The following is a 23,085-nucleotide window of genomic DNA, read 5'->3' as shown; positions in this document are numbered from 1 at the left end:
TGGATACTAACCAACACAGATACTATCGATGGAAAGGACCTGCCATGAGCGATCCGTTTTTTAGCAACTACAAAGCATTCGTTGTCATACCAGCGGATGAGAAGCAAATGGGACCGGAGCCTTTTGACCCGAAGGATTACGCCAGCCATTTCATCCTGACGTTTTCGTTGTACGATGCGGTTATTTCCTCTTGGAGGGAAGCGACAAAGTATAAAGTGCAGGCAAAAAAGGGTTTGTTGAATGTGATCGATGGTTTCAACGCCAAGCGCCGTGGTACAGCCCGTCTGCATTTGTTGGAAATGGAAGAAGACCAGGCGTATTTCGTCCTGGCCTTGTCGTTGAAAATCCAAAAAGACAATGAGAAAGCGGTCATGGAGATGATCACGAATCTGCTGGAGAAAGATTTCGCAACCGACTTGTTGATCGGAGAGACCTGGTATCAAATCATTGGTGCCAAAGGGAAATTCGAGCGGAAGCTGTTCTCCTACAGCGTCCAGCCCTACGATTATCGACCGAAGTAATCAGCTAGTGCTTCTGTAATCGCCTGCGCAGCTTTGTCCTGATAGGACGATGTACGGACGATGCCTTCATCTTTTGGATTCGATAGGAAGCCAAGCTCAATTAAGACGGATGGATCATTGTTTTCGCGCAGGACGTGATAATTGCCGAATGAAATGCCATTGCTTCTTAAACCGATGCCACCCGCCAAGCGAGACTCAATTGCTCGAGCTAACGGCTCGTCTTTGTCTTGCGAATAATAAAACGTGAGGGTACCGCTATTTGGCTTCACAGAAGAATTGTAATGGATGCTAATGAAGGCATCCGCTCCCTTTGATTCGCTAAAAGTGACACGCTGTGCTAGCGAAGGTTTTTGTGTGTCACTTGTCCTCGTCATGAAGACTTGCGCACCGCGTTGTCGCAGTTTGCTGGCGAGCAGCATGGACGTTTTGTAATTCAACGTTTTTTCCATGCTATTCCACTTGGTTCCCTGTGTCCCGACATCGGAGCCACCATGTCCTGGGTCGATGACGATGACTTTTCCTTTTAAGCCTGGGGTTTTGGAGCTTTTGGACACCGGAGCGTTGGCCTTGGCATCGCCAATATACGTCGCAGACACCCAGCCTGTTTGTCCGTTGGAAGTTCTCGCTTGGATCCAGTCTCCTTGCTTTTTCAAAATGTCTAAACGGGTTCCTCGGGGCAGCGAAAGGATAATCTCATGGCTCGTGCTTGGTCCTTTTCGCATTCGAAGCGAATCGGCCAAAACCGTGCCTTGCTTGCTTTTGACAGTGGCTGTATTGGCTGATGAAGAAGCGGAACCCGCACTCGTTACGGCTCCTTTTTGCAAGTAATACCCCGCGACCCAGCCTACCTTTTGATTGTATCTAATTTTTGCCCAACCGTATGCTTCATCGGTAATCGTCACGACCGCTCCATACGACACGGTAGCGACAATAGAAGCATTGGGGGCTGGTTCACTGCGAACGTTCAGAGAGGTTGCGACCACTTTTGCCTGAATGACACTTGCTGCTTGCGTCGGCTCCGTAATAAACGGCCATGACAGACTAAGCCATAGCCCACATATGAGAGACGCCTTTTTACATGTTGTTTTCATCATTTCTACCTCTGACTTAGATTAGCTACTATCTCACCTGAACTATCATAAGGGAAATGCAGGAAATCGAATAGGGTATGATTTCCTGATTTTTTGGGACAATCAAAGTGGCGTTTCGGTATATCTTGCCAAGGCGTTCGTTGCTGACTCTGCCATTCGCTGTTTGAGTTGATCGTTTTCTATTACTTTTACCCGCAGGCCGAGAAAACGAATGCGCGATAAAATAAACTCCTGCTCGTCAGATAGAAAGTGCAGGGTGATCGTATACACCTGTGATTCGGGATCAAAAGCGACCTCTTTGTCAAAGCAGGAAAAGGCGTACAATATGCGCTGGAGCTCAGCGTTGTAACGTCGGATGATCACAATTTTTGCCATCTGCTTGCGCTGTTGGATCTGTTCCGAAATGGTCGGTAAAAAACTGTCATACCATACATCTTCTATGAAAAGCTCATCGACGGAGCGAATGAGATGCAGCGGAGTCGTGATCAGGCGATTGGAAGTCATATTCAGCCAGATCAGGTACCAGGCCTTCTTGGCAAGCGAATATTCCAGCTTGTAGGGAACCCCTCGCTGATTGCGAAAAACCGGGCCTTTGTTCGTGGCTGCGGTTATTTTTATGTGATTCTTGCCGAGAATGATTCGTCGCAGGGTGCGCACGAGTGGACTCCAGAGCTGTTTGGCCTGTGTTTGCGCTTTTTCCACGAATCGTTCTTGTTCGGTCGATTCACTTTCTGGTATGTGTGTCAAACGGCGAAGCTTATCGAGTGTAGCTGGCTCGAAAATTTCTGCCGCAGATGGATTCGCCAGCATCAGGGCGAGCCATGCTTTTTCGTGTGAGGTTACCGGATAAACACCTGCTTCATCCAGCCGCGTCACTAGCTGGTAATTATGTATCTTATCAAACAGATTCATAGTAGGCGAGCAGCTCCTCCCATTCTTTTTGGAATTGCTTGCGAAGAAACAGCGGTTCAAGAACTTCGACGCTTGAACCGAAGCTGCGAATCCACGGTGTAATTTCCATCGTGCTGTTCACGGTTATCTCGTACACAAAGCTCTCCCGTGATTCCTCGGTCACAATCCCCCATTGCCCTTGTGCCTCCACTCGCTCTTGGATAAAGGAATGGGGCGTGTTGCGAGGCTGAAAAAAGCGAAGGCGTACGGTTACGAGTTTTCCGGTATCAATCAGCCAACTATGGGCAATGCGCTCATCCGCACTTGCTTGCAAGGAAGAGAAGATTTCCGGAGTAACGGACCTGCCTGTTACGAGCTTGGTCATGCCTTCCACACGGTATTTGCGCAGCGGACCATTGCCGCATCCTTGTGCCAGCAAGTACCATCTGCCGTATTGATGATCAAAAATAACCCGGAGAGGAATCACTTTTTGATGTAGTCCCGATGTATCCCGCTGGAAAGTCGGATTCGTATTTTGGGAATCGTAAAACTTTCTGCGTTTGGGCGTGTAGTAGTGAAATTCAACGGTTTTTCGCTGGCGAATGGCTTCCGTGAGAAGCAAAGCTTGATATTCATCGAGAATACGTGAGACGAAATGATATTTATATAAAAACGCAGATGCATCGGTCAGCTTCAAGCGAAATTTGAGATAGCGCTTCACTTTTTCTTGCAGAAGATAACCAGGGACAGCCGGCAGTTGTGTATTGGCCATGAAGTCGATGAAATCATACAGATCCAATAGCTCGTCGTCTGTCAGCGAGTCCAGTAGCTCACCGTCGAACTGATAGAGGTACGGTCTGACCTCACTAACATTTTTTATCACGCCAATTTCTTCGAGGTACTTCATGTCCTGGCGAATTGTTTTTTCATCGGGCTCTGTATCCACAAACGTATCCAGCAAGTCTTTAATGGAGAGAGGATGTTGTCTGAGCTTTTCCAAGATGTGCGACAGTCGCTCTACTTCCGAATCCTTCAATGATTTTGCATGGTACAAAAACATCAAGAAATTGTCCGTCACCTCAAAATAGTTGTAACGAAGCTGCGCGTAATACTCTTTTTTCTCCTCATCGCCGACATGCTGATAAAAGGTTGATTGGATGTCCTTCAGCTTTTTTATCGTTTTATCAAGCGTATGAACGGAGATCCCGAGCCGCTCGGCTAACTGGTGCCGATTGTAGGCACCAGCGGTCAAAAACAGGAGACGGAGCAATTGCAGCTCTTTGTCAAAGCTTTCGCGTGCCATTACATTCATCCTTATTCATTCGTCATTTATTTCCAAATTAGTCCTCATATTACGAAGAGGCTGAAGAGAAGTCAATGATAAAAAGAGGTTCGTAATACTTTTACCATGTTCAAACCACATGCGCGGATGGAAAATAAGGGTATGAAAAACAGCGCAGGCTGTGAGAGACAGGAGAAATGGATGATGAAAACAATTTTGCATGGAAACAACCATCGTGAAGTGAAGCTGGAGCATGGAGATGTGCACGTTTTTGCGAATGACGAAGTCTTTGCGAGCTTCGGGGAACGCGTATATCAAATGGCAGACAATAATTTGCGTATTCCGCGAAATGTTTATTTTTCGTATACTCCCGATGCGCATGTGGGCGTTGGGACCTGCATTGGGACGACAGCGGTTTGGAATCTTGCCGATGGATTTGTCTCGCCTTCCATCGTCGGATCAGATATTGGATGTGGAATGCGTGTGCATCTGACTCCGTTGCATCGAGACGACCTCAAAGACAAGAGCCTAAAACGTGCATTGATTGAAGCGATCGAAGCGTACGTCCCGACAAACGAACGGGGAAATACGCATTTTACAGATATTCGCTTGGAGGAAGTAGTGAAGCATGGTTTAAAAGGACTGCCTGGCAACTACATTCCGGATGCAGAAGAAGCGCCTGACACCCTAAGTCGTTCTTTCTCGCATGTGGAAAAGTACACATTTGAATTCGACCATTCCTTCCTGGAGCAAATACCGCAAAAAGCTTGGAGTCGTGCGTGGGGCCAGTTGGGAACATTGGGGGGCGGTAACCACTTTATTGAAATCCAGCATATCGAGATCGCGGAGGAGAACAGGGAGATTGCGAAAGCGTGGGGACTGTTCGACGGTCAGGTTGTCATCATGATTCATTCCGGTTCGCGGGCGTGGGGGGCAATGCTAGGGCGGGATTACACCAAAAGCTTCAAGGAAGCCATGTACAAATGGGGGATTCATAATCCCGAGCCAAGCCTGGTATATGCTCCGATTCAAAGTGGGGAAGGGCAACAGTATTTGAATTTGATGTACTCCGCGCTGAACTTTGCGGTAACGAATCGGCATATGATCGGATTTTCAGTGGAGCAGGCGTTTCGGGATATTTTCGGTAGTGAGATGCGTACACCAGTCCTGTATGATTTGATGCATAATTACGCCTTGAAAGAATTCCATCGCAACACACCGATGCTCGTCCACCGCAAAGGAGCGACGAAGGCGTTGCCAGCAGGCCATTTCCAAAATCCGAAGGCTTACCGTGAAACAGGACACCCAGCTTTGATTCCAGGTTCTATGGGAACATCGTCCTATATCATGGTCGGATCGGACACCGGAGCCAAAAACTTTTACTCGATCTGCCATGGTGCAGGGCGTGTTCGTTCCCGCAAAGCAACGAAGGAGCTTGTGACCATCGATCAATTCGAGCAGGCAATGCGCGTGGGACAGGAAGACGAGATCATGGTGAATCACCGTTCGCTTGCTTCTATCCTTGATGAATGCCCACAAGCCTATAAAGATGTGGATCAAATCATCGATTCGGTTGTGGGAGCAAATCTTGCATCTGTCGTAGCAAAATGTAACCCTCTTATTGCCATAAAAGGAGTATAATGAAGAGTGGCTTCCTGAAAAATTAGGGGGGCCACCTTTTGTGATTTAACTTACACTAAATAATAAAAATCAATTGTGAACAAATTGCGTGAGAAGTTTCAAAAAATAGGTTCGAATGTAACATAAATTGCTTCGCTTCCTCAACCGATACCAAAAGAGAGACAAAATAGGGGAGATAGGGGAACAGATATGCCTACATACTATTACTTCACCTGCCTAAAATGCCGAACCCGGGGGGGAGTTTTCGGCGAACAGGCCTGGGGCTGGGGAAACTTTGACATGATCGAGTCCTTCAAATACCTGGCTCACCACATCCGTACATGCGGAGAGGATTCGATTCGCGTGATTTCTGAGGATGTAGATGATTATGTAGATCAGCTGCACGGAGAATACAACACCTTCCTTGAGCAAACGAAGCATATATTTCCACATTCCAAAGATTGGGAGTTCCTTGATCGATGGAAAACATTAAAAGTAGACGAAATGAAGCTAAAATGGGTCGAGGAAAACCGGATCATGCATCCAGATGATCGGATAAAAATATGCGGAGTCCTTGATGCCGTAAACATCTTGAAAGAAGGGGCGGGAAGAGTCTCCTTCAGTGCTAGCGTGACGGATGATGATGGGAAAGTGTGGAAAATTGTAGCTGACATGCGCGAATTACCTATCATAAAACACCCGTATATCATCATTGGTGTCATGCAAGAGCATTCTATATTAGGGGAAGTCATCGAGGTGTACAAGATGATTCCACGAGTCGCCGTCCAAGACGAAAGGGGTAACGATCATGATTCTGGAGACAATCGGGCAATTACTAATTAAAGTGCGCGAGGAAAATCCACTTGTACATAACATGACGAACGTAGTTGTCACGAACTTTACAGCGAACGGCTTGTTAGCCCTTGGTGCATCACCTGTCATGGCGTACGCCAAACAAGAGGTGGCAGACATGGCAAAGATCGCCGGAGCACTTGTATTGAATATAGGGACGTTGAATGAGCATGAGATCGAAGCGATGCTGATCGCAGGAAAATCGGCGAATCAGCATGGCGTGCCTGTTTTGTTTGATCCAGTGGGAGCGGGAGCAACATCGTACCGAACTGAGACAAGTCAACATCTTGCAAAGGAACTCGACCTTACCCTCATGAGAGGAAATGCTGCCGAGATTGCCAATGTCATCGGGGAGCGATGGGAGATTAAAGGTGTAGATGCGAAGGAAACGGGCGGAGATGTCGCGGACCTAGCGAGAGCAGCAGCGAAAAAGCTAAGGACAATCGTCGCGATTACAGGCAAGGTCGATGTGATTTCGGATGGAGAAACGACTTACTCGATCCGTAATGGACATCCAATCTTAACGAAGGTGACCGGAACTGGCTGTTTGTTAACGTCTGTTATGGGAGCGTTTGCAGCCATTGCAAATGACAAGCTGATCGCAGGAGCTGCAGCATTGGTATGCTACGGTGTTGCTGCGCAGATGGCAGCAGAGAAAACAGCAGGAGTAGGTCCAGGTAGTTTCCAAGGCGAATTTTTGAATGCCTTGCATAACTTGACCGCAGACGATGTTCGCCGTTTTGGGTACATCGAAAAAAAAGAATAAAAATTCCCCTTTAAAAAAGGGGAGGAAAATGGCCGTAGAACGATTAAGCTAGATATGTTAGACAGTAGCTGTAATTTCGCAGTGAATAAGACAGCAGCTTCTTCTGGTGCTCTGATAGTGCTAGGAATATAAATTCTACTTGATCATCATCGTATGGACGGACATAAAAACGGGAAATACCATGACAAATAATTTCTCTCTTTAACGTCAGCGCCACATTGGCGTCTGTTCGTATGTGCAATTCCACGCTGCGTACCCTCCTTGGACATTCAATAGAGTACCAAAAAAAACCAAGGAAAAACAAGGGAATTATGTCTGATTCATGTCCAAGTTGTTACCACTTTTTGTATGAAAACTGACAAGGAGAACGATTCAGAAAAACTAGCGGGGATTGCTGGGAAAGCACCTTGTTCGAGAGAAAAAATTCGAGATGATTCCGGCCATTCTCCCTTTTTCCGTTGAGTTATTTACTTTATTTCGAAGGCAGCGTACGAGCTCCTGATCGCAATGACAAGAAAAATAGCCGTGCTTTCGATAGCAATCATCATGCCTCTTGCAGCATCTGTCGATGTCATCTATCGGAGCACCTGGCCCGGAGCATCCAGGCCCACACCAGTTTCCGTACAAACAGGGGAAACCTACTGATCGGCGTTTTCTTTTTGACAACTGACATCACTCCGTCTTGTAAAGGAATACTACTTGTATCATATTGAACAGAAAGTGAAGTTGCTTTAGGCAATCTCCCTTTTTTCGTTTCGATAGATATTCGCCTGATACGAATGGCACGGAGGTCGACTGAGGGGAAAACTTTCAAAATATCACTTGAAATCATGTTTTGAATATGATAGATTAATTCTTGCCGAAGCGAACGCTTGCAGGCTCGATGGATGGATGTCCGAGCGGCCGAAGGAGCACGATTGGAAATCGTGTAGGCGGTGTCGAACCGTCTCGTGGGTTCAAATCCCACTCCATCCGCCATCAAACTTGGCCCGTTGGTGAAGCGGTTTAACACAGCAGCCTTTCACGCTGTCATACAGGGGTTCGAATCCCCTACGGGTCACTTACACCCCACGAAGTGAAGTGAATGCTTTGTAGCAACACGAGTACTTTGCAGGGGCCCCAACAACTGGTTTGGGGTATGGAGGCTTAGCTCAGCTGGGAGAGCATCTGCCTTACAAGCAGAGGGTCGGCGGTTCGATCCCGTCAGCCTCCACCATTTTTATATGCGGTCGTGGCGGAATTGGCAGACGCGCTAGATTCAGGTTCTAGTGGTGGCAACACCGTGGAGGTTCAAGTCCTCTCGACCGCACCAAGCAAACCCTATACATGGCGGTCGTGGCGAAGGGGTTAACGCACCGGATTGTGGCTCCGGCACTCGTGGGTTCAAGTCCCATCGATCGCCCCATATATGTTTAAAATGAAATAGCCCAGCGGTGGCTCCTGTAAAGGAACTCCGGCTGGGCTTTCTTTGTATTCGTCTACGAATGAGCAACAGGCTGATAAAAGTGAAGGCGATTGCCAAAAGGATCGGTCACGCTCACTTCACGCGTTCCCCACGGCGTCTCCTCTAAACCGGGACAAGCGTACTTGTATCCTTGACGTAGCAGTGACTGATGAAAAAGCTCAATGTTCTCTACCTGTACGCGAATCGCTGAGCCAGGACAAGCATCCCCGTGATGCTCGGAGAGATGAAGCGTGCAAGATGGAGAGGAAATTTGCATGTACAAAGGAAAATGATCCTCGTAACGATGCTCCCAATCAATCTGAAAACCTAGAAACTCCACATAAAACTCTCTTGCCTTCTCAACGTCAAACATGCGAAAAATAGGTGTTATGATCTGATTCATTTACCCAAAAACCTCCGGATTGTATTGATGGATGCGAGGTGCACCCCTTCGTGAAAAATCGTTCGGACAAGCACTTGTGCAATCGTATGCATGCCGGATTCAGTTGCGGGAAACTCTTCTTCTAATCGATCCTTGTAAGCGGCTTGTATCTTCTGAGGTTGTTCTTGTAATAAGGAGACGAGCACTGCGAGTTTCGGTGGCGGTGTATCCCAGTCAGCAGGCTTTGTCCCAAAGTTAAACCATTCGTTGAAGCCAGGGGGGATTGGGACCGTTTCTTTTGTAAGGTGAGCGATCCATAAATACTGATCGAGATAGATGTGCCCCAGATTCCACAAGATATTGTTGGAGAAACCATCGGGTATGAGATTCACCTCTTCATCCGTCAAACCTTCAATTGCTTTTAACGTCTCCTGTCGATAATCCTCTAGCTGCTGGAATAACACCCTATGCCGCTTTTCCATACTTTTCCTCCTTGAGTGGCAGTCTTCGCAAATAGATTCGAGTCAAAGAATCTACCTTCCTTCTATAAGAAGGGGTGTACCAACAAAAAAAGCGTACAGAACCAGCTCGTCTGCACGCGATTTATATGCTGTTTAAAGGAAACGGAAATGGCGCTACATTCTTTCCCGCTCGAGGGCGTGAGAAGGGGAGAATAGTTTCCGCCATTTTACTTGCGGTACGCAAATGGCAGCGAGGATCATAAATACGCCACCCCATTGAGGGAGAGAAACAGTCTCTTGAAGCACGAAGCTCGACAAGAGCACGACTGTGGGTAGCTCGACTGCACTTAAAATGGTAGCCAGTCCATTTCCGATCCGCGGCACACCGACAGCTAAGCAGAAGATCGGGATGACCGAACCGAAGATCGCAACCAAAAGACCGAGCGGCAGCAATCCTTGCAGAAGCTGACCATTTACCAGGAAAGTCGGTGGATAAACGATCGAGAGCATCAGGGCAGCCATACTAATCGAAATCGCGCTTCGCAAGAATGGGTCCATTCCAGGGAGAATTCGCCCGCTGAAGAAAATGACCAGGGCAAAGGTCGCGCCTGACATCAGACCGAAGATCAGTCCGACCATGTCTACACTCTGAATGCCACTTTCGCCAAGTCCGCTTGCAAGAACCGTCCCTGCTCCAAGCATAACCAGAGACACCCATTTTTCAGCGGTCGGCCATTTGCGATCCACAATCGCCTCCAGCAAGACACCGATCCAGGTAAACTGAAAGAGGAGAACGATTGCGAGCGAAGCAGAGACTCGGCTAACAGCCTGGTGGTAAAAAAGACTGGTTGAGGCCATCATGAGGCTGGCTGGTGCCAAAAGCAACAAATACTTGAACGAAAACCGTTGCTTGGAGAAAAAGATGGCCATGACCGTCATAATCAAGCCGCCAAAAATCAATTGGCTTCCGCTCATTTCAAATGGCGTAAAACCGAGTTGAAAAGCATGCTTCATGAAGATCGAGAGGACACCGTAGCTGCACGCACCGAGTAAAACTAATAAGATAGATCGCCAGTATGTCATAAGTAAAAGTTCCTTTCGTATGACTAAACTCGGAAGAATAATGACTATTGTACTACAGGTCTAAAAGTGGTACAATAAAATTTTTGTCTACTCTTTAGTGTGCTACTAAGGTAATTAGCTAGCTGCATGCATTGGTAATATGGTAACGGATGAAAGTGTAGGGAACTGCTTATTCTTCGTGAGAATACATAGCTGATTTTTCATATTTCCGTTACACTACTCCATAGAGAAGAAGTTCAAAAAGTCGTCTATAGAGAAAGAGAAGGCGAAACACATGGAGGAGCAAGGATGAGACAGGGGATTATTTACGCGATGGTGGCGTATTTGGCTTGGGGGTTACTCCCGCTCTATTGGAAGCTGTTTCAGGCAATGGGGGCATGGGAGATACTCGCTCACCGAATCGTCTGGTCGATTATTTTTGTCGCAATCATTATTCAGGTAACGAAACGCTGGCGCAGTATGTGGGGAGCGGTTACTGGTTTTAAAATGCTCGGAGCATTAGCGATATGTTCACTGCTAATCAGCGCAAACTGGCTCATTTTTATCTGGGCAGTGAACAACGATCAAGTCATGCAAACGAGTCTTGGCTACTATATGAATCCTCTCATCACCGTACTGCTCGGAGTCATTTTCTTAAAAGAGAAAATGCATGCTGGGCAATGGCTCGCCCTTATACTCGCGGCTTTCGGAGTCGTGTTCATCACCTTCCAATACGGTGAGATTCCATGGGTCTCTCTATCGCTTGCCCTGACCTTTGCTTTTTACAGCTTGGCGAAAAAGCTCGTCCGAATGGAGGCGATGATCGGACTGGCGTGGGAGACGCTGTTTGTGGCGCCTATTGCTTTCGGTTATCTGTTGATGCTACAGGTCAGTGGGACGGAGACGATGACATCCTTAGCGTGGTGGCAACTTTTGTTGCTGACGCTTGCGGGGTTAGCTACTGCCATGCCGCTCTACTGGTTCGCCCAAGCAACGACTAGACTCCCACTTTCCGTTGTGGGCTTCATTCAATACTTGGCGCCTACGATATCGCTCCTATCAGCTGTTTTCTTGTTTGGAGAGACTTTCACCCAAACACATCTCATCAGCTTTGGATTCATCTGGTCTGCGCTCATCGTATTTACGGTGTCTTCTGTACGCATGAAACGAAAAGCTACCCTAATCAATACCGAGGTCGCTATCAAAAAACAAGCGTAAACATAAGAAAACTCCTGACCCACCGAGATAGACTCGGATACGGTCAGGAGTTTTTGTTTACAAGGATGTCATTAGCAAATCGCTTCGCCGTGTTTTTTCATGCGGTACGCACCGTGATTCGTAGGTCCCACATATTTATTGAGCGCAAACGAGTGGCGAATCGCTTCGGTGATAAATTCTTTGGCAACAGCTACTGCGTTGTGTACGGAGCTTCCTTTTGCCAATTCAGCACAGATTGCAGCTGAGAACGTGCAGCCGGCACCATGAGTAAAGCTCGTTTCAAAGCGCTCTGATTCCAAAACCTCGATCGTTTTCCCGTCATAAAAAACATCTACGGCATTGCCGCTTTGAAGCTTGCTGCCGCCTTTTACAACGACATAAGAGGTGCCGAAGTCGTGGATGCGTTTTGCCGCTTCCTTCATGTCATCGACACTTTTCAGTGCGCCCATTTGGCTGAGAATACCAGCTTCGAACAGGTTAGGAGTCGCAACTGTTGCGTGTGGGAGCAAGACTTCACGCAGGCTGACTGCAATTTCTGGATGGAGTGCTTCATCTGCACCCTTACAGATCATCACAGGGTCAACGACAACATTTTTCAAATCGTATTGTTTTATTTTACGGGTAGCGAGGTCAACGAGTTCAGTGGTTCCGAGCATCCCTGTTTTTACAGCATCTACGCCAATTCCTGCGAGTACGGTTTCGATTTGTTTTTCCAGGATCGCAACATCGATCGGAAACACTTCGTGAAACCATTCGTTATGTGGATCTTGGGCTACGATAACGGTGAGGGCGGTCATCCCGAAAACACCAAGCTCCTGAAACGTTTTGAGGTCTGCTTGCTGACCAGCTCCGCCGCTGGTGTCGGAACCTGCAATGGTGAGTGCTTTCTTCATGGTCATTGTGATTATCTCCCTTTGTATACCGCTGCACAATCGAAGCGGATCTATACTGTCATGCACTGTAATGCCTCTCTCTATATTAAAGAGGAAGAAATCAGTGCTGTCAATAATATCCCCAAAATATAAAAACCGCCTCCCGTAGAGGGCAAGCGGTTTATGTATGTGTGCATTTATGCTTGAGAAGCAGCGTGGTGAAAAGAGAAGCTGATGGTAGTAGACATGGACTTGGAACGCTTGGTTGCAAGCTGTTTGGCTTGCTTTGCTGCCTCAAACATACTGGGTGCCTTGATGATTTCAACCCATCTGCGTGTTGCTGTTTCAAATAAAAAGCGATAGATAGTCATCTTCTTCGACCCTCCATGGTTTGTTGACATCTACATTGTATTACGTAACAGCCTGCAAAAGGTTACACAGCTGTTACATATTTTTGAAGAAAATATGGTTATTCTGTAAATCGTAAATTGTTTCCGAAATAAGCGTTACGTTTTGCGAAATGTTACGTCTTTAGTATGTGATGTTTACGAAAGCTTCCATTTTGAAAGAACGAATGAGGTGCGACAAACGATGGTCAATTCAACAGGAGAGCTGACGGTGACAGGGGTCAATCACAGCTACGGAACAGGGAAAATCAAAGTGCCCGTGCTGTATGATATCAACCTTCATATCAACAAGGGTGAATTCGTGGCTCTGTGCGGCTCGTCGGGATCAGGCAAGTCTACGCTCTTGAATTTGCTTGCAGGTTTGACCAAGCCGGAGGAAGGGAGTGTCACGGTTAGCGGAGCACAGATTTCCAGCTACAGCGAAAACGAACTATGCATGTTTCGCCGTAAAAATATGGGCTTTATCTTCCAGTCATACAATCTGCTCCCAAATCTGACAGCGTTGGAAAACGTAGAACTTCCCTTGATTTTTGCAGGCGAAAGCAAGAAAAAACGTCGGGCTAAAGCAACGGAAATCCTACACCGCGTGGGGCTGGAAGGTCGTATCGACCACAGACCCAATGAGCTTAGTGGTGGACAGCAGCAGCGTGTCAGTATTGCGAGAGCGCTCGTCAATCAGCCTGGCATCATCTTGGCGGATGAGCCGACGGGGAACCTGGACTCGAAGACGGAACAAGAGATTCTCCTTTTAATGAGAGAAATGAACAAGGAAAATGGGACTACGTTCATCATCGTTACCCATGAGCAGGAAGTAGCGGAACAGTCCGACCGGGTCATTTATCTACAGGACGGACGGGTTGTACAAAAAAGGACAAGACCAGCGTAGGCGAGGGTATGAGGTGAACAAACAGTGAAGGTAATGGATTCTTTTCGCATCGTCTGGAGGAATCTGTGGCGAATGAAGCTGCGGACAGCCCTCACGTCGGTTGGTGTCATGATCGGAACGGCTGCAATCGTTGCGATGATGGCACTTAGTTTAGGGCTTAAGGAAAGTGCGGTAAAAAGCTTGGAGAACTTCGGGAACTTGACAGAGATGGACGTCGATGCATTGCGCTGGTACGAGGAAAATGGCGAGTGGATTGATGTCCCAGAGGATAAGGTCAAGAAGCTGAATATGCAAGCGGTGCAGGATTTAAAAAAGATTCCTGGCATTCAGGCAGTTATGCCGATAAAAGAATTACGAGAGCAAGCGAAGCTTAAGGTAGGTAGACGAGAAGGTTACGTACAGCTTATTGGGGTGGATGTGAATGAGTCGGCTGCCTATCGCAAAAATGACGTTGAAAAAGGAAGCTATCTGACAGGGGCGCCACAAGAGATAGTGGTTGCTTTCGATGTATCCAGAGAATTGCGTGACGTAGAAAAGGAAAAGCGCGAGGAACGGCGAAGAAAAGCCGGAGCTGGACGGAATGAAATGTCCCAGATGCCACCTCCTGATATAGGGGGCGGAGATGCACTGACCTTCAATCTCGTAGACAGAGCAGGGACTCTGATCTTGTCACGCGAATATCGCATCGACGATGAACCGAAATACGAGAAAAAAGAACTGCGTGTGAAGGTTGTCGGTCAATTAAAAAAGTCAGAAGAACGTAACTCGTCAGCCGCGGTTTATGTACCGATTAACGTAGTGAAAGAGCTGAACGAGTGGGTCACGCGCAGTCGAGGTGACGAAGTCGAAGAGGGAGCATCGCGCAGATCACGCGATAAAGCCAAAAAGGATACCTTTGAATTTGACAGAATTACAGTCAAAGTAGAATCTCGTGAAAAAGTCGAGAGTGTAGTCAAAGCGTTGAAGGAAAATGGCTTTGAAGTATATTCGCCTGCACGTGAGCTGGAAACCATCAATAACTTCTTCTTCGTGATTCAGATGGTCCTCGGAGGAATTGCAGCAATCTCCTTGCTCGTCGCAACCATTGGAATCGTCAATACGATGATCATGTCGATTTTAGAGCGAACCAAAGAGATTGGTATCATGAAAGTAATCGGAGCCACTGTGTTGAATATTCGTTGGCTGTTCTTAATGGAATCAGGCTTTATTGGTTTAATAGGTGGACTAGCTGGTCTCGGCATGGCGTGGGGAGCGGTTGAGCTCGTGAATTACTTCGGAGCGTCTGGAGGTCTCTTGGATAGTCTGAACATGGGCTACGGCGGTGGAGATCCAGAGGCTGAGCCAACAAAATTGGCGGTCATTCCGAGCTGGCTGGCATTCTTTGCGATTGGCTTCTCCTTTATTATTGGGGTGTTGGCGGGAATCTTCCCGGCGATCCGTGCGTCTCGTTTAAGTGCGCTGCAAGCGATTCGATCTGAATAAGTGATGAAATGTGAGGAACGTAAGATGAACAAGAAAAAATGGATCATTATCGCCACGATCGTGGCCGTTCTTGGAGGGGGAAGCTATTACGGCTATTCGTACTTCAAGGGCGAAGAAGTTACAGAAGAAAAGCCAGAAGAAAAACCGAACTTCCCGATAGCGCTCGTGGAACGTGGTGACGTCAAGAAGACGATCAACTCAGCAGGTACAGTGGAAGCGAAGGCGCGTGAGGAAGTCAAGCCAGAGCTCAGCGGCAAGGTGCAACGTGTGTTAGTTAAGGAAGGGCAGTCCGTAAAAAAAGGCGATGTCTTGTTCACGATAGACAGCTCGGATGCACAGCTGGAAATTCAAAAGCTGGAGCTGGACATTTTAAAGGCGAAAAAAGAGCTAAGTGAAATTAAACAAAAGAAAGACAAGATCACGGCTACTAAAGAAGGAAAAGTGGTTGAGGTCCTTGTAGAAGAAGGGCAAGATGTAAGACCGGATCAGGTAGTAGTCAAGCTTGCTAATACCGACTATTTGAAAATAATTGGGCAATTTACCTCCTATGAGTCTGAGCGATTCAGTGTAGGTCAAAAAGTGAAGGTATTCATTCCGACTTCCATGTATTTTGTGGATGGTGTTGTCACGGAAGTGGATAGAATAGGTGAAAAAGTAGAAGGTGCTGGCGGAATTCACAATGTCGAGGTATTGGTCAAGAAGCCTGGGGCCATTTATGTTGGGGACAAGGGTGAGGTACAGTATACGGATGATAAGGGCCTCTTATATGTAAGCCGAAATCAGAAAGAATTCCAGTTGCCAGATGAAATAGAAATTTTGGCGGGTACTCACGGAAAAATTGGCAAGATCGACGTGAAAAAGGACGATGTAGTCAAAGTAGGGCAACAACTGTTCAAGATGGATATGGAAGCGTCCGGTATGGAGCTGATGGAAAAAGAGCTCGCGCTAAAAACGTCCTTATTGAACATGGAGCAGAAAAAGCGTGAAATTGCGAAGAACCAAGTAACAGCGCCAATTAGCGGTGTCATCACCAAGCTAGGTGTAAAAGAAGGCGAAGCGCCAGGATCAGATCCTGCAGCCATTATTATGGACACGACTTCTGTTTACTTTGTGGCAGCCGTTGGAGAGCTTGATATTCCTGAGATTAAAATCGGACAAAATGTCGATGTTTATGTGTATGCATTTGGTACCGAGCCGTTTAAAGGCAAAGTTATAGAGCTCCCTAAAGAAGGAAAAAAAGAAGACAAGGAAGTTCGTTTCGCGGTTAAAGTGGAACTGCTAGACAAGGCTGATTTTAAGCATGGGATGACGGGAGACAACGATATTATCGTCGCCCAAGCACAGAATGTCCTGCGCTTGCCAAGCAATGCGGTTGAAATTCTGGGGCCAGGTCAGGGAACAGTTATGGTGAAAGATCCGGGCACCGGAGATCCAATGCCGAAAGACGTAGAAATCGGTATTGAAGGATATGATTTTATTGAAATCAAAGGCGGCTTGAATGAGGGAGAAGAGGTTCTGGTGACCAACTCCGAAGGCATGTAAAAGCCAATCGAATTCGTTTATAGCGATAGCCCCGTTGCCACTGGCCAAAGACCTAAGCAAACGGGGCTGTTTTTTTACACGCATACGCTTTTCAACTCTTTGAACGTAAGCGTAACGTTGCGGACATTTGCGACGTCAAACTATGTAAAGGATGGGAGATTGTACAGCCGTTTTCCTTTGCAAACTGATCGGCAACAGGTGCCATGGAGAGCTGTGCCACTGCAATAGGTTGGTCTGGAAACGTTTGATGGAGCTGAGACAGGGCATCTTTTATCGCTTCTCTGTACGCTTCTTGCTTGTTTTCCATGAGCAGGGCAAAAGCATTTTCGACGATGTGTACTTGTAGCTCTGGATGAAGGTTATGGGAATGGGCGTGTTGCACGAGACGCTCCATCGTAGGTTGGACAGTAGCCGGATTGGAGAACAGCAGGACTTGTGGCTCAATATATCGTGCAAGCTCATGAAAAAAAGGTCCATCGATTGTGAAGATTGGGACAGTAGCAAATTCCTCATCCTCTGGTGTTACCAGTGCGGCATACTGCGTGCAAGTGATCACGATTGCATCGACCGCGCAGCTCTGCATCCAGCTTAGTTGCTCACGTAATTTGGCATGCGATTGTTCCTTGGTATGGACATGGGTTCCCGCGTTTTGCAGGAGTAAACCTGGATCAACAAAATGAATCAGCTCAACGTCAAAGGCTGCGAACGCATCTGATAAGAGGGAAATATTCGAATAATGTCCATGGAGACAGGCAATACGGGTCATCGTGCAGCTCCCCTATGTAGAGTATCATTCTCTGAATTCTTTTGGGCAAGGACGCGAATGCGCTTGTAATCGAGCACCCAGTGACCCTCTTGAAACAGGGCAGGACGCAGTAAGTCAGTGACTTCCCTACATACTTGCTGGATTTCATCTGAGGACAGACCCGCAAAAAAAGGACTGCAAAAAGAATGTAGCCAATGCGAAAGCCCAAGTTCCCCATCAGCCATGATTGTCGGACGATCAAAATGGGAGGCAAGTACGACGTGGAAGCCTTGCTTCTCCAAAAGAGTCGTGTACTCTCCAATGCTCGGAAAATACCAAGGTGAGCGCTCATCCGCGGATATTCCTTTTCGTGCCAATACAGTCCGTAATGCTTTTGTGATTTGTCCGCAATTGCCGTGTCCTCCAAATTCGGCAACAAAGCGTCCACCGGGAGCAAGAGCCAACCAAATGGTTTCAACGACTTTTGCAGGACGTTTCATCCAGTGGAGCGCGGCATTGGAAAAGACAGCGTCGTAACTGACATCTGTGCGATACGTATGAGCATCGGCTACTTCAAAGGCAAACTGCGGATATTTTTGGCGAGCAGCCTCAATCATGGCGGCAGAAAAGTCGATTCCTGTCACATATGCTCCTGCAAGCGATAGTTGCGCACACAGGTCGCCTGTTCCACAGCCTAAGTCAAGAATGCTTTCTCCTGGAGCCGGCTGTAGCCAGTCCACTAACCCTTTGCCGTATTCAGAAACGAAATTCATCTTGGCGTCGTACAGCCCGGCATTCCATTGATCGGTTTGAACCATCTAAATCCCCTCCCTTTCATCCATTTTTACCGACTGAGGAGGTATAAGTCAAATCTATAAAAATTATAAACGGCATAGCATTTAACTATATCTAGCGCACAAAAAAGCTCTACGATCGTAGAGGATATTTTGCCGTTTTTGTCGAATGATCACAGTTGAAAAATTGTAAGGAAGAAAGTAGGAGGACAATTCGTGAAAAAATGGGTTGTAAAAACACTTCTAGTGTGTTTGGCAACGGGCACCTTATTGTCAGGTGTGTCAGTACCGCCAGCCATAGGGGCCGGGGCAACAGCATCCATGAAAAAAAACAGCCAAGTATCTAAGCCGATCCGGCAGCAGCCTGTTCACGATATGGTTATCTTTAACGATTATCAGGTTGCAGGACTAGATTCAAATGGTTGGAACTGGGTGAAGAACGATGAATTTATTCTTCCTCCCGAGACACCACTTGATATTGACGTGATACAGACCACTTATGGAACGGAAACCAACCTCAATCGGAAGCAAGTTTTATTGGATGGCGTAGAGTTATCGGAGTATGAATCCGAAAATACCTCGTCACAGACTTCTTTCAAATGGCAAGTACCTCGGTTTACTATTCCAGCACAAAAGCTGTCTGCTGGCTCACATACCTTGACCTTTATTGTAACGGATGCCAAAGGGAAGAGCAGTACAGTGCATGTGCGGTTTCTGGTAGAGGCCAAAAATTACCCGAGTATATTTAATGGGGAAAAAGCAGAGGGAGAACCAGTACCAAGTGGCGGGCAAACATCGATTTTTGGAATGATGGGTTCACACGACTTTACCAGTTCTGTACCGGGCACATGGAAATTAACAAATAAGTCCACGAATACAGAGATGAGGTCTGTTCCTGCGACGACAATTTTTTCGACGGGGACATTGTTGACGGGGCAGTATGAGCTCCTCTTTGTTCCGGATGATACAACCATGTCACCTTGGATGACGACGATTCAAGTAGGCGTTGCAGAGCTGTACATGGGAACGGATACAAGCGGTCAAAAGCTGACGCAAGATCAGAAAATAACAGCTCCAGCAGCACCAGGGAAGGTTCCATTGTATTCGCCAATCCCAGGAAGATGGTCAGTGAACGGAACAGGACAAACCTTGGCAGATGCGCAACATTTTGAGGTGGACATTCCTGAGAGACTGGCTGGAATCACAATCGCTGTTACCTTTGAGCCTGTTTCGGTGCAAAAAGAGACATCGTCTATGTGGGGCGATACTTCGGCGACAACCGTTCAAATACAAGTTCCAGGTGCACCAAATGCCTGCGGCCCTGCTGGTGGAAATGTCACGATGGATGTGTTGATGAAGCAGAACGAACAATCAACACCGACGGTAGAAAAGATGAACCTGTATTCCTCTGATAATACAGTCAAGCTGTATCAAAATCCTGTTCATTTGATCTGGCTGGCAACTGCAGCCGAGCACATTGAATATGGAAGCGAAGCGGATGATGATGAGGGGCCGGGAGTATGGGCGATCGATAACGTCATTGTCGATGAGAGCAAATTGAATTGGGATCATACGGGATTGCTGTTGTCCGGCTATAAGCCAGGTCGCTACAAAGTCAACTACTATAGCAAAAGAGACCCGGCGCAAGTATGGTGCGGCTACGTTCAAGTGATAGAAGATTTGCCTCCAATCAAGACGTATCCAGCATGTGAGCCGGATGATACAGGTGTAAATCCGCCAAGTTCGCCACTTCTTCTTCGAAGTGAGAGCGGTAAGGAATACCGGGACGGACAAAAGATTACCGTGAACGCAGGCGATGATCTCGAAGAATGGGAAGACCTAAGGCTGATCGCTACTCATGCTGAGCTTGTCGGATCCAAAAAGATCAGGGATAAGAGCGAAAAGAAGGCCTACTATATGCCGAAGTTTGAATGGAAACATGGCGAAATCGGTATTGGTGCCAGTCGGAAGCACAATAACGGTACCATTTCCTCAGAAAATCGGATCGAGATCTTTTCAGGGGAGGAAAAGATCTCCAGCATCAAGCCTAGCAAAGGTGATGACGACGATGGCGAGGGACTTGAATCACTGAATTTGAAAAGGTATATCGATACGGATAAGCCTGGAGAATACAAGATCAAGGTAACGAATACGCTCACAAACAAGACCTGCACGGTTATCAACTCCAAAAGAAAGTACAATAAGAAAACCGATGTAAATGAGCGCAATGAAACATTGACGATTACAATTGAAGTGAAGTAGGTAGGTGGACCCCCTTGCATTATGGCATGGGGGTTTTCGACTACAAGGGGAGGCAATCCTGTGACAAACGAGCAGAAGGCGATCCTGGAAAAGTTCGGCTTTCGGATCGAAGGAGAGCAAGTGAAACATTTGAAGCTGGGAATCGTAAGAAATAAAAAAGAATTCGTCTGTCACGCCACGTCAGAAGAGTTGCAGGACTATATCAAGTCTATCTTGCGCAACCAGTGTCAGTGGAAGCGAGGAGAATCTGAGTGAGCAGCCAGGGAGGTTGTTGAGGTTGAAAGAGTCTAGGGAAACATTAGTTACGGCATTACGCGAAGTGGAGGCTTGGGAGAAGGACCAGAACGACTTGTGGTTCTGGGAAAAGCTTGGCAGACTTCCTTTTGTTCTGTTGGATCGGATTACGCCTGCATTCGTTCAAGAAAAGCTAGGAAAAGCCGTAGATGAAATGGCAGCCTTTCTTGAGACAGGTGGAACTTATTTGGTGCAGGATGAACCGATTTACAAGCGGTTTGGCAAACGGTTAGAGGGACAGGGCACGTCTGTGATTGGCAAGGAGGAGATTGCTGCTGTACCGCTTACAATCATGAATGATGTCGCAATGGAACTAAAGGATTCACGTGCGAATTTTGCCACGGTACAAGGTGCGACGACTGGCTTCGGGGGGATTTTCACCCTCGCGATTGATATCCCGTTATTGATGGGGACATCCCTCAAAGTATTACAAGAGATGGCTCTTGCCTATGGCTATCGTCCTGAAGAGAAGAGAGAGCGGCTGTTTGTCGTCAAATGCTTGCAGTTTGCTTCATCAGACATCGTAGGGAAAAAAGCGATACTCGCTGAGCTCTCCCGCTTTGATGATCCAAATGCGCAGAGAGAGGTAATGGCGCAATTGCAGGGATGGCGTGAAGTCGTGGTAACGTACACAGAAAACTATGGATGGAAAAAGTTATTTCAAATGGTGCCCATTGCGGGTATTTTGTTCGGGGCGTATTTGAATCGCTCAACCGTACAGGATGTCGCCGAAGCGGGGATGATGCTGTACCGCAAACGGCGCATCCTGGAGCGGCTGCGTGAGAGCGAAAAGAGCGGTAAGAGCGGGGAGATTACGGAGACCACTCCTCAGCAGTAAGAGCGCAGATGAGATGGTCCTCCCATACACCGTTAATTTGCAAATAGCGCAACGAAAGGCCTTCCTGGCGAAAACGGTTTTTTTCCAAGACGCGAATGGAAGCTTGATTGCGAGGCATGACAGCCGCTTGTACCCTGTGCAGCCCAGCATCCGTTAAAGCAAAGCGGAGGGCGAGATTTACTGCTGATGTCGTATAGCCTTTGCCATTCCACGTCTGATCCATGAAGTAGCCAATCGTCGCATTTTGCCATGCGCCACGTGCGACATTCGACAACGCTACACGTCCAATCATCTTTCTGGGTTCCCGGGAGAATACGCCAAAAGCATAGGCAGTGCCACGTTCGAAATCATTCTGTGCTTGTAAAATTTGTTCTTGCTGTCCTGTGAGGGTCAGAAATGAAGCGGGGCGGATCGGTTCAAATGGTTGGAGAAAGTCATAATTACGCAGCCGAAGCTCTAGGAGCTCGGCTGCGTCTTGTTGTTGGAGAGGCCGTAAGAGAATCTCGTCCGTAAGTAGTGACATGAGATCAATCCTCCTTAAAAAGTTGGATTGATAGTATAGCATGTGCCAGAGTATTTGGGAAACATCAATTAGCCGAGCAATTCAGCAAACGATACCCCAAATGCTTTGCAAGTTTCCACTTCTTTAGCAGTAGGAGAAAGCTCGATTTTCAATCCTTCCAGAGGAGTTTCCGCGCCTCGCTCGCTCGCTTTTTTCAACAGGATATCAACAGCTGCACCGACATGCTCATAAGCGGAGTCGCAAGAGCCAAAAGCAACAACCTTTTTCCCGCTGAGGTCAATATCGTCCATTTCCTCATAAAAATCTAGGCATTCGTCTGGCAGTTCGCCATCGCCCCATGTGTAGGCGCCAAGCAAGATTCCGTCGTAAGCTTCGAGTTCTTTTGCGTTCGCGTCCATTACTTCTTTTATCTCCAGCTCAGCACCAGTTGAACGAATACCTTCTGCAATTGCTTCAGCAATTTCCTGTGTATTCCCTGTCATGCTCGCGTATACCATCAAAATGCTCATAAAACGTAAACCTCCATTTAGATAATGAGTATCATTCTCACAAATAAAATTAATGAAAATGAGAATCGTTGTCAACAACTTTTTTCTTATTGCCACGTTTCGTTGATTTTGGTAGAGTTAAATAAAATTATAATAATGTACTCTAAATAGAGGTGCGCCGAAGAAGAGTAAGTCTTTTCGCAATCTGCCAGGGGGCAGGAGAAGGAAGAAAGGCTAAAGCGCCGAAGCTTATGCTATGCCCCTACGTAGCACAGGCTGGGGTGTCTCATGAAAAATGAACATCCTGTCACAAGGGACCTTACGTCTTTTTGTGGAGCGCTATTTATGATTTGCTTATGTAG

Annotated in this window: 23 protein-coding genes, 5 tRNA genes and 1 riboswitch; of the genes, 16 read left to right on the top strand and 12 right to left on the bottom strand. The window is 47.1% G+C overall.

All coding sequences use genetic code 11. The annotated features are described in order from the left end of the window. Nucleotides 1-44: 44 nt before the first annotated feature. Nucleotides 45-521, top strand: a complete 477-nt coding sequence (locus ACKKE8_RS20945; protein WP_409174723.1) for a hypothetical protein — start codon at nt 45-47, stop codon at nt 519-521. Here the strand turns inward: ACKKE8_RS20945 and ACKKE8_RS20940 are convergent. The 3 genes from ACKKE8_RS20940 to ACKKE8_RS20930 all read right to left on the bottom strand — a co-directional run bounded on the left by ACKKE8_RS20940 (nt 506) and on the right by ACKKE8_RS20930 (nt 3,806). Further along, the gene (locus ACKKE8_RS20940) at nt 506-1,612 is read right to left on the bottom strand and encodes an N-acetylmuramoyl-L-alanine amidase (protein ID WP_409179175.1); all 1,107 of its coding nucleotides are present in this window, start codon (nt 1,610-1,612) and stop codon (nt 506-508) included. The two genes, ACKKE8_RS20945 and ACKKE8_RS20940, sit on opposite strands and share 16 nt — an antisense overlap. Nucleotides 1,613-1,714: 102 nt before the next feature. Continuing rightward, on the bottom strand, nt 1,715-2,524 hold the full coding sequence (locus ACKKE8_RS20935) for a WYL domain-containing protein (RefSeq protein ID WP_409174722.1): 810 nt from the start codon (nt 2,522-2,524) through the stop codon (nt 1,715-1,717). Beyond that, nucleotides 2,511-3,806 (bottom strand): helix-turn-helix transcriptional regulator, encoded by a 1,296-nt coding sequence (locus ACKKE8_RS20930; protein ID WP_409174721.1) that lies wholly within the window; start codon nt 3,804-3,806, stop codon nt 2,511-2,513. The genes ACKKE8_RS20935 and ACKKE8_RS20930 overlap by 14 nt, the downstream gene beginning before the upstream one ends. A 183-nt stretch (nt 3,807-3,989) precedes the next feature. Between ACKKE8_RS20930 and ACKKE8_RS20925 the strand changes: the two genes are divergently transcribed. The 8 genes from ACKKE8_RS20925 (at nt 3,990) to ACKKE8_RS20890 (ending at nt 8,428) form a co-directional block, all read left to right on the top strand. Further along, complete coding sequence (locus ACKKE8_RS20925; RefSeq protein ID WP_409179174.1) at nt 3,990-5,426, top strand: RtcB family protein; 1,437 nt, start codon at nt 3,990-3,992, stop codon at nt 5,424-5,426. 279 nt (nt 5,427-5,705) lie between these two features. Continuing rightward, complete coding sequence (locus ACKKE8_RS20920) at nt 5,706-6,248, top strand: hypothetical protein (RefSeq protein ID WP_409174720.1); 543 nt, start codon at nt 5,706-5,708, stop codon at nt 6,246-6,248. After that, nucleotides 6,214-7,023, top strand: coding sequence for a hydroxyethylthiazole kinase (gene thiM, locus ACKKE8_RS20915; RefSeq protein WP_409174719.1), 810 nt, complete (start codon nt 6,214-6,216; stop codon nt 7,021-7,023). The genes ACKKE8_RS20920 and thiM overlap by 35 nt, the downstream gene beginning before the upstream one ends. An 885-nt stretch (nt 7,024-7,908) precedes the next feature. Next, a tRNA-Ser gene (locus tag ACKKE8_RS20910) sits at nt 7,909-8,001 on the top strand. A gap of 8 nt (nt 8,002-8,009) precedes the next feature. Continuing rightward, nucleotides 8,010-8,083 (top strand) — tRNA-Glu (locus ACKKE8_RS20905). A gap of 80 nt (nt 8,084-8,163) precedes the next feature. Then, nucleotides 8,164-8,239, top strand: a tRNA-Val gene (locus tag ACKKE8_RS20900). Between the two features lie 9 nt (nt 8,240-8,248). Next, nucleotides 8,249-8,335 (top strand) — tRNA-Leu (locus ACKKE8_RS20895). A gap of 17 nt (nt 8,336-8,352) precedes the next feature. Next, nucleotides 8,353-8,428, top strand: a tRNA-His gene (locus ACKKE8_RS20890). 73 nt (nt 8,429-8,501) lie between these two features. On the opposite strand, the gene ACKKE8_RS20885 is transcribed toward ACKKE8_RS20890, so the two are convergent. From ACKKE8_RS20885 to ACKKE8_RS20875, 3 genes are all read right to left on the bottom strand, one after another. Continuing rightward, nucleotides 8,502-8,870 (bottom strand): glyoxalase superfamily protein, encoded by a 369-nt coding sequence (locus tag ACKKE8_RS20885; RefSeq protein ID WP_392430148.1) that lies wholly within the window; start codon nt 8,868-8,870, stop codon nt 8,502-8,504. Next, the gene (locus ACKKE8_RS20880; protein WP_409174718.1) at nt 8,867-9,331 is read right to left on the bottom strand and encodes a DinB family protein; all 465 of its coding nucleotides are present in this window, start codon (nt 9,329-9,331) and stop codon (nt 8,867-8,869) included. Before ACKKE8_RS20880 ends, ACKKE8_RS20885 begins: the two co-directional genes overlap by 4 nt. Nucleotides 9,332-9,484: 153 nt before the next feature. Continuing rightward, a complete protein-coding gene (locus tag ACKKE8_RS20875; protein WP_409174717.1) occupies nt 9,485-10,393 on the bottom strand; it encodes an EamA family transporter in 909 nt (302 codons plus the stop codon). 288 nt (nt 10,394-10,681) lie between these two features. Between ACKKE8_RS20875 and rarD the strand changes: the two genes are divergently transcribed. Then, the gene (gene rarD, locus ACKKE8_RS20870) at nt 10,682-11,590 is read left to right on the top strand and encodes an EamA family transporter RarD (RefSeq protein ID WP_409174716.1); all 909 of its coding nucleotides are present in this window, start codon (nt 10,682-10,684) and stop codon (nt 11,588-11,590) included. Between the two features lie 71 nt (nt 11,591-11,661). Here the strand turns inward: rarD and pdxK are convergent, their stop codons facing one another. Further along, complete coding sequence (gene pdxK / locus ACKKE8_RS20865; RefSeq protein ID WP_007723175.1) at nt 11,662-12,489, bottom strand: pyridoxine/pyridoxal/pyridoxamine kinase; 828 nt, start codon at nt 12,487-12,489, stop codon at nt 11,662-11,664. A gap of 170 nt (nt 12,490-12,659) precedes the next feature. Next, the gene (locus ACKKE8_RS20860; RefSeq protein ID WP_007723176.1) at nt 12,660-12,833 is read right to left on the bottom strand and encodes a hypothetical protein; all 174 of its coding nucleotides are present in this window, start codon (nt 12,831-12,833) and stop codon (nt 12,660-12,662) included. Between the two features lie 220 nt (nt 12,834-13,053). Here ACKKE8_RS20860 and ACKKE8_RS20855 point away from each other — a divergent pair, with 220 nt between their 5' ends. From ACKKE8_RS20855 to ACKKE8_RS20845, 3 genes are read left to right on the top strand one after another with little or no spacing between them, the layout of a single operon-like run. Further along, nucleotides 13,054-13,755, top strand: a complete 702-nt coding sequence (locus ACKKE8_RS20855) for an ABC transporter ATP-binding protein (protein WP_017249629.1) — start codon at nt 13,054-13,056, stop codon at nt 13,753-13,755. Between the two features lie 24 nt (nt 13,756-13,779). Continuing rightward, nucleotides 13,780-15,237: an ABC transporter permease gene (locus ACKKE8_RS20850; protein WP_409174715.1), complete on the top strand. Its 1,458-nt coding sequence runs from the start codon at nt 13,780-13,782 to the stop codon at nt 15,235-15,237. A 24-nt stretch (nt 15,238-15,261) separates the two neighbouring features. Then, the gene (locus tag ACKKE8_RS20845; protein ID WP_409174714.1) at nt 15,262-16,779 is read left to right on the top strand and encodes an efflux RND transporter periplasmic adaptor subunit; all 1,518 of its coding nucleotides are present in this window, start codon (nt 15,262-15,264) and stop codon (nt 16,777-16,779) included. Nucleotides 16,780-16,870: 91 nt separating this feature from the next. Here the strand turns inward: ACKKE8_RS20845 and ACKKE8_RS20840 are convergent, their stop codons facing one another. Further along, a complete protein-coding gene (locus ACKKE8_RS20840; RefSeq protein WP_409174713.1) occupies nt 16,871-17,545 on the bottom strand; it encodes a hypothetical protein in 675 nt (224 codons plus the stop codon). Then, nucleotides 17,542-18,342, bottom strand: a complete 801-nt coding sequence (locus ACKKE8_RS20835; protein ID WP_409174712.1) for a class I SAM-dependent methyltransferase — start codon at nt 18,340-18,342, stop codon at nt 17,542-17,544. Before ACKKE8_RS20835 ends, ACKKE8_RS20840 begins: the two co-directional genes overlap by 4 nt. 192 nt (nt 18,343-18,534) lie before the next feature. On the opposite strand from ACKKE8_RS20835, the gene ACKKE8_RS20830 reads away from it, so the two are divergent. From ACKKE8_RS20830 to ACKKE8_RS20820, 3 genes are read left to right on the top strand one after another with little or no spacing between them, the layout of a single operon-like run. After that, entirely contained in the window at nt 18,535-20,580 is a 2,046-nt protein-coding gene (locus ACKKE8_RS20830; protein ID WP_409174711.1) for a hypothetical protein, read from the top strand. 60 nt (nt 20,581-20,640) lie between these two features. Next, nucleotides 20,641-20,835 (top strand): hypothetical protein, encoded by a 195-nt coding sequence (locus ACKKE8_RS20825; RefSeq protein WP_233220580.1) that lies wholly within the window; start codon nt 20,641-20,643, stop codon nt 20,833-20,835. Between the two features lie 13 nt (nt 20,836-20,848). Further along, entirely contained in the window at nt 20,849-21,712 is an 864-nt protein-coding gene (locus ACKKE8_RS20820; protein WP_409174710.1) for an EcsC family protein, read from the top strand. On the opposite strand, the gene ACKKE8_RS20815 is transcribed toward ACKKE8_RS20820, so the two are convergent. Continuing rightward, a complete protein-coding gene (locus ACKKE8_RS20815; RefSeq protein WP_409174709.1) occupies nt 21,687-22,235 on the bottom strand; it encodes a GNAT family N-acetyltransferase in 549 nt (182 codons plus the stop codon). The two genes, ACKKE8_RS20820 and ACKKE8_RS20815, sit on opposite strands and share 26 nt — an antisense overlap. 68 nt (nt 22,236-22,303) lie before the next feature. Then, nucleotides 22,304-22,744 (bottom strand): flavodoxin, encoded by a 441-nt coding sequence (locus tag ACKKE8_RS20810; RefSeq protein ID WP_007723194.1) that lies wholly within the window; start codon nt 22,742-22,744, stop codon nt 22,304-22,306. A 139-nt stretch (nt 22,745-22,883) separates the two neighbouring features. Further along, nucleotides 22,884-23,073: riboswitch (Lysine riboswitch) on the top strand. Nucleotides 23,074-23,085: the final 12 nt, after the last annotated feature.

This window comes from Brevibacillus fortis, assembly GCF_046196545.1.
In the GTDB taxonomy this organism is placed as follows: Bacteria; Bacillota; Bacilli; order Brevibacillales; family Brevibacillaceae; genus Brevibacillus; species Brevibacillus fortis_A.
The sequence above is the reverse complement of the archived record's forward strand: the minus strand, read 5'-3'. Positions and strand labels throughout refer to the sequence as shown.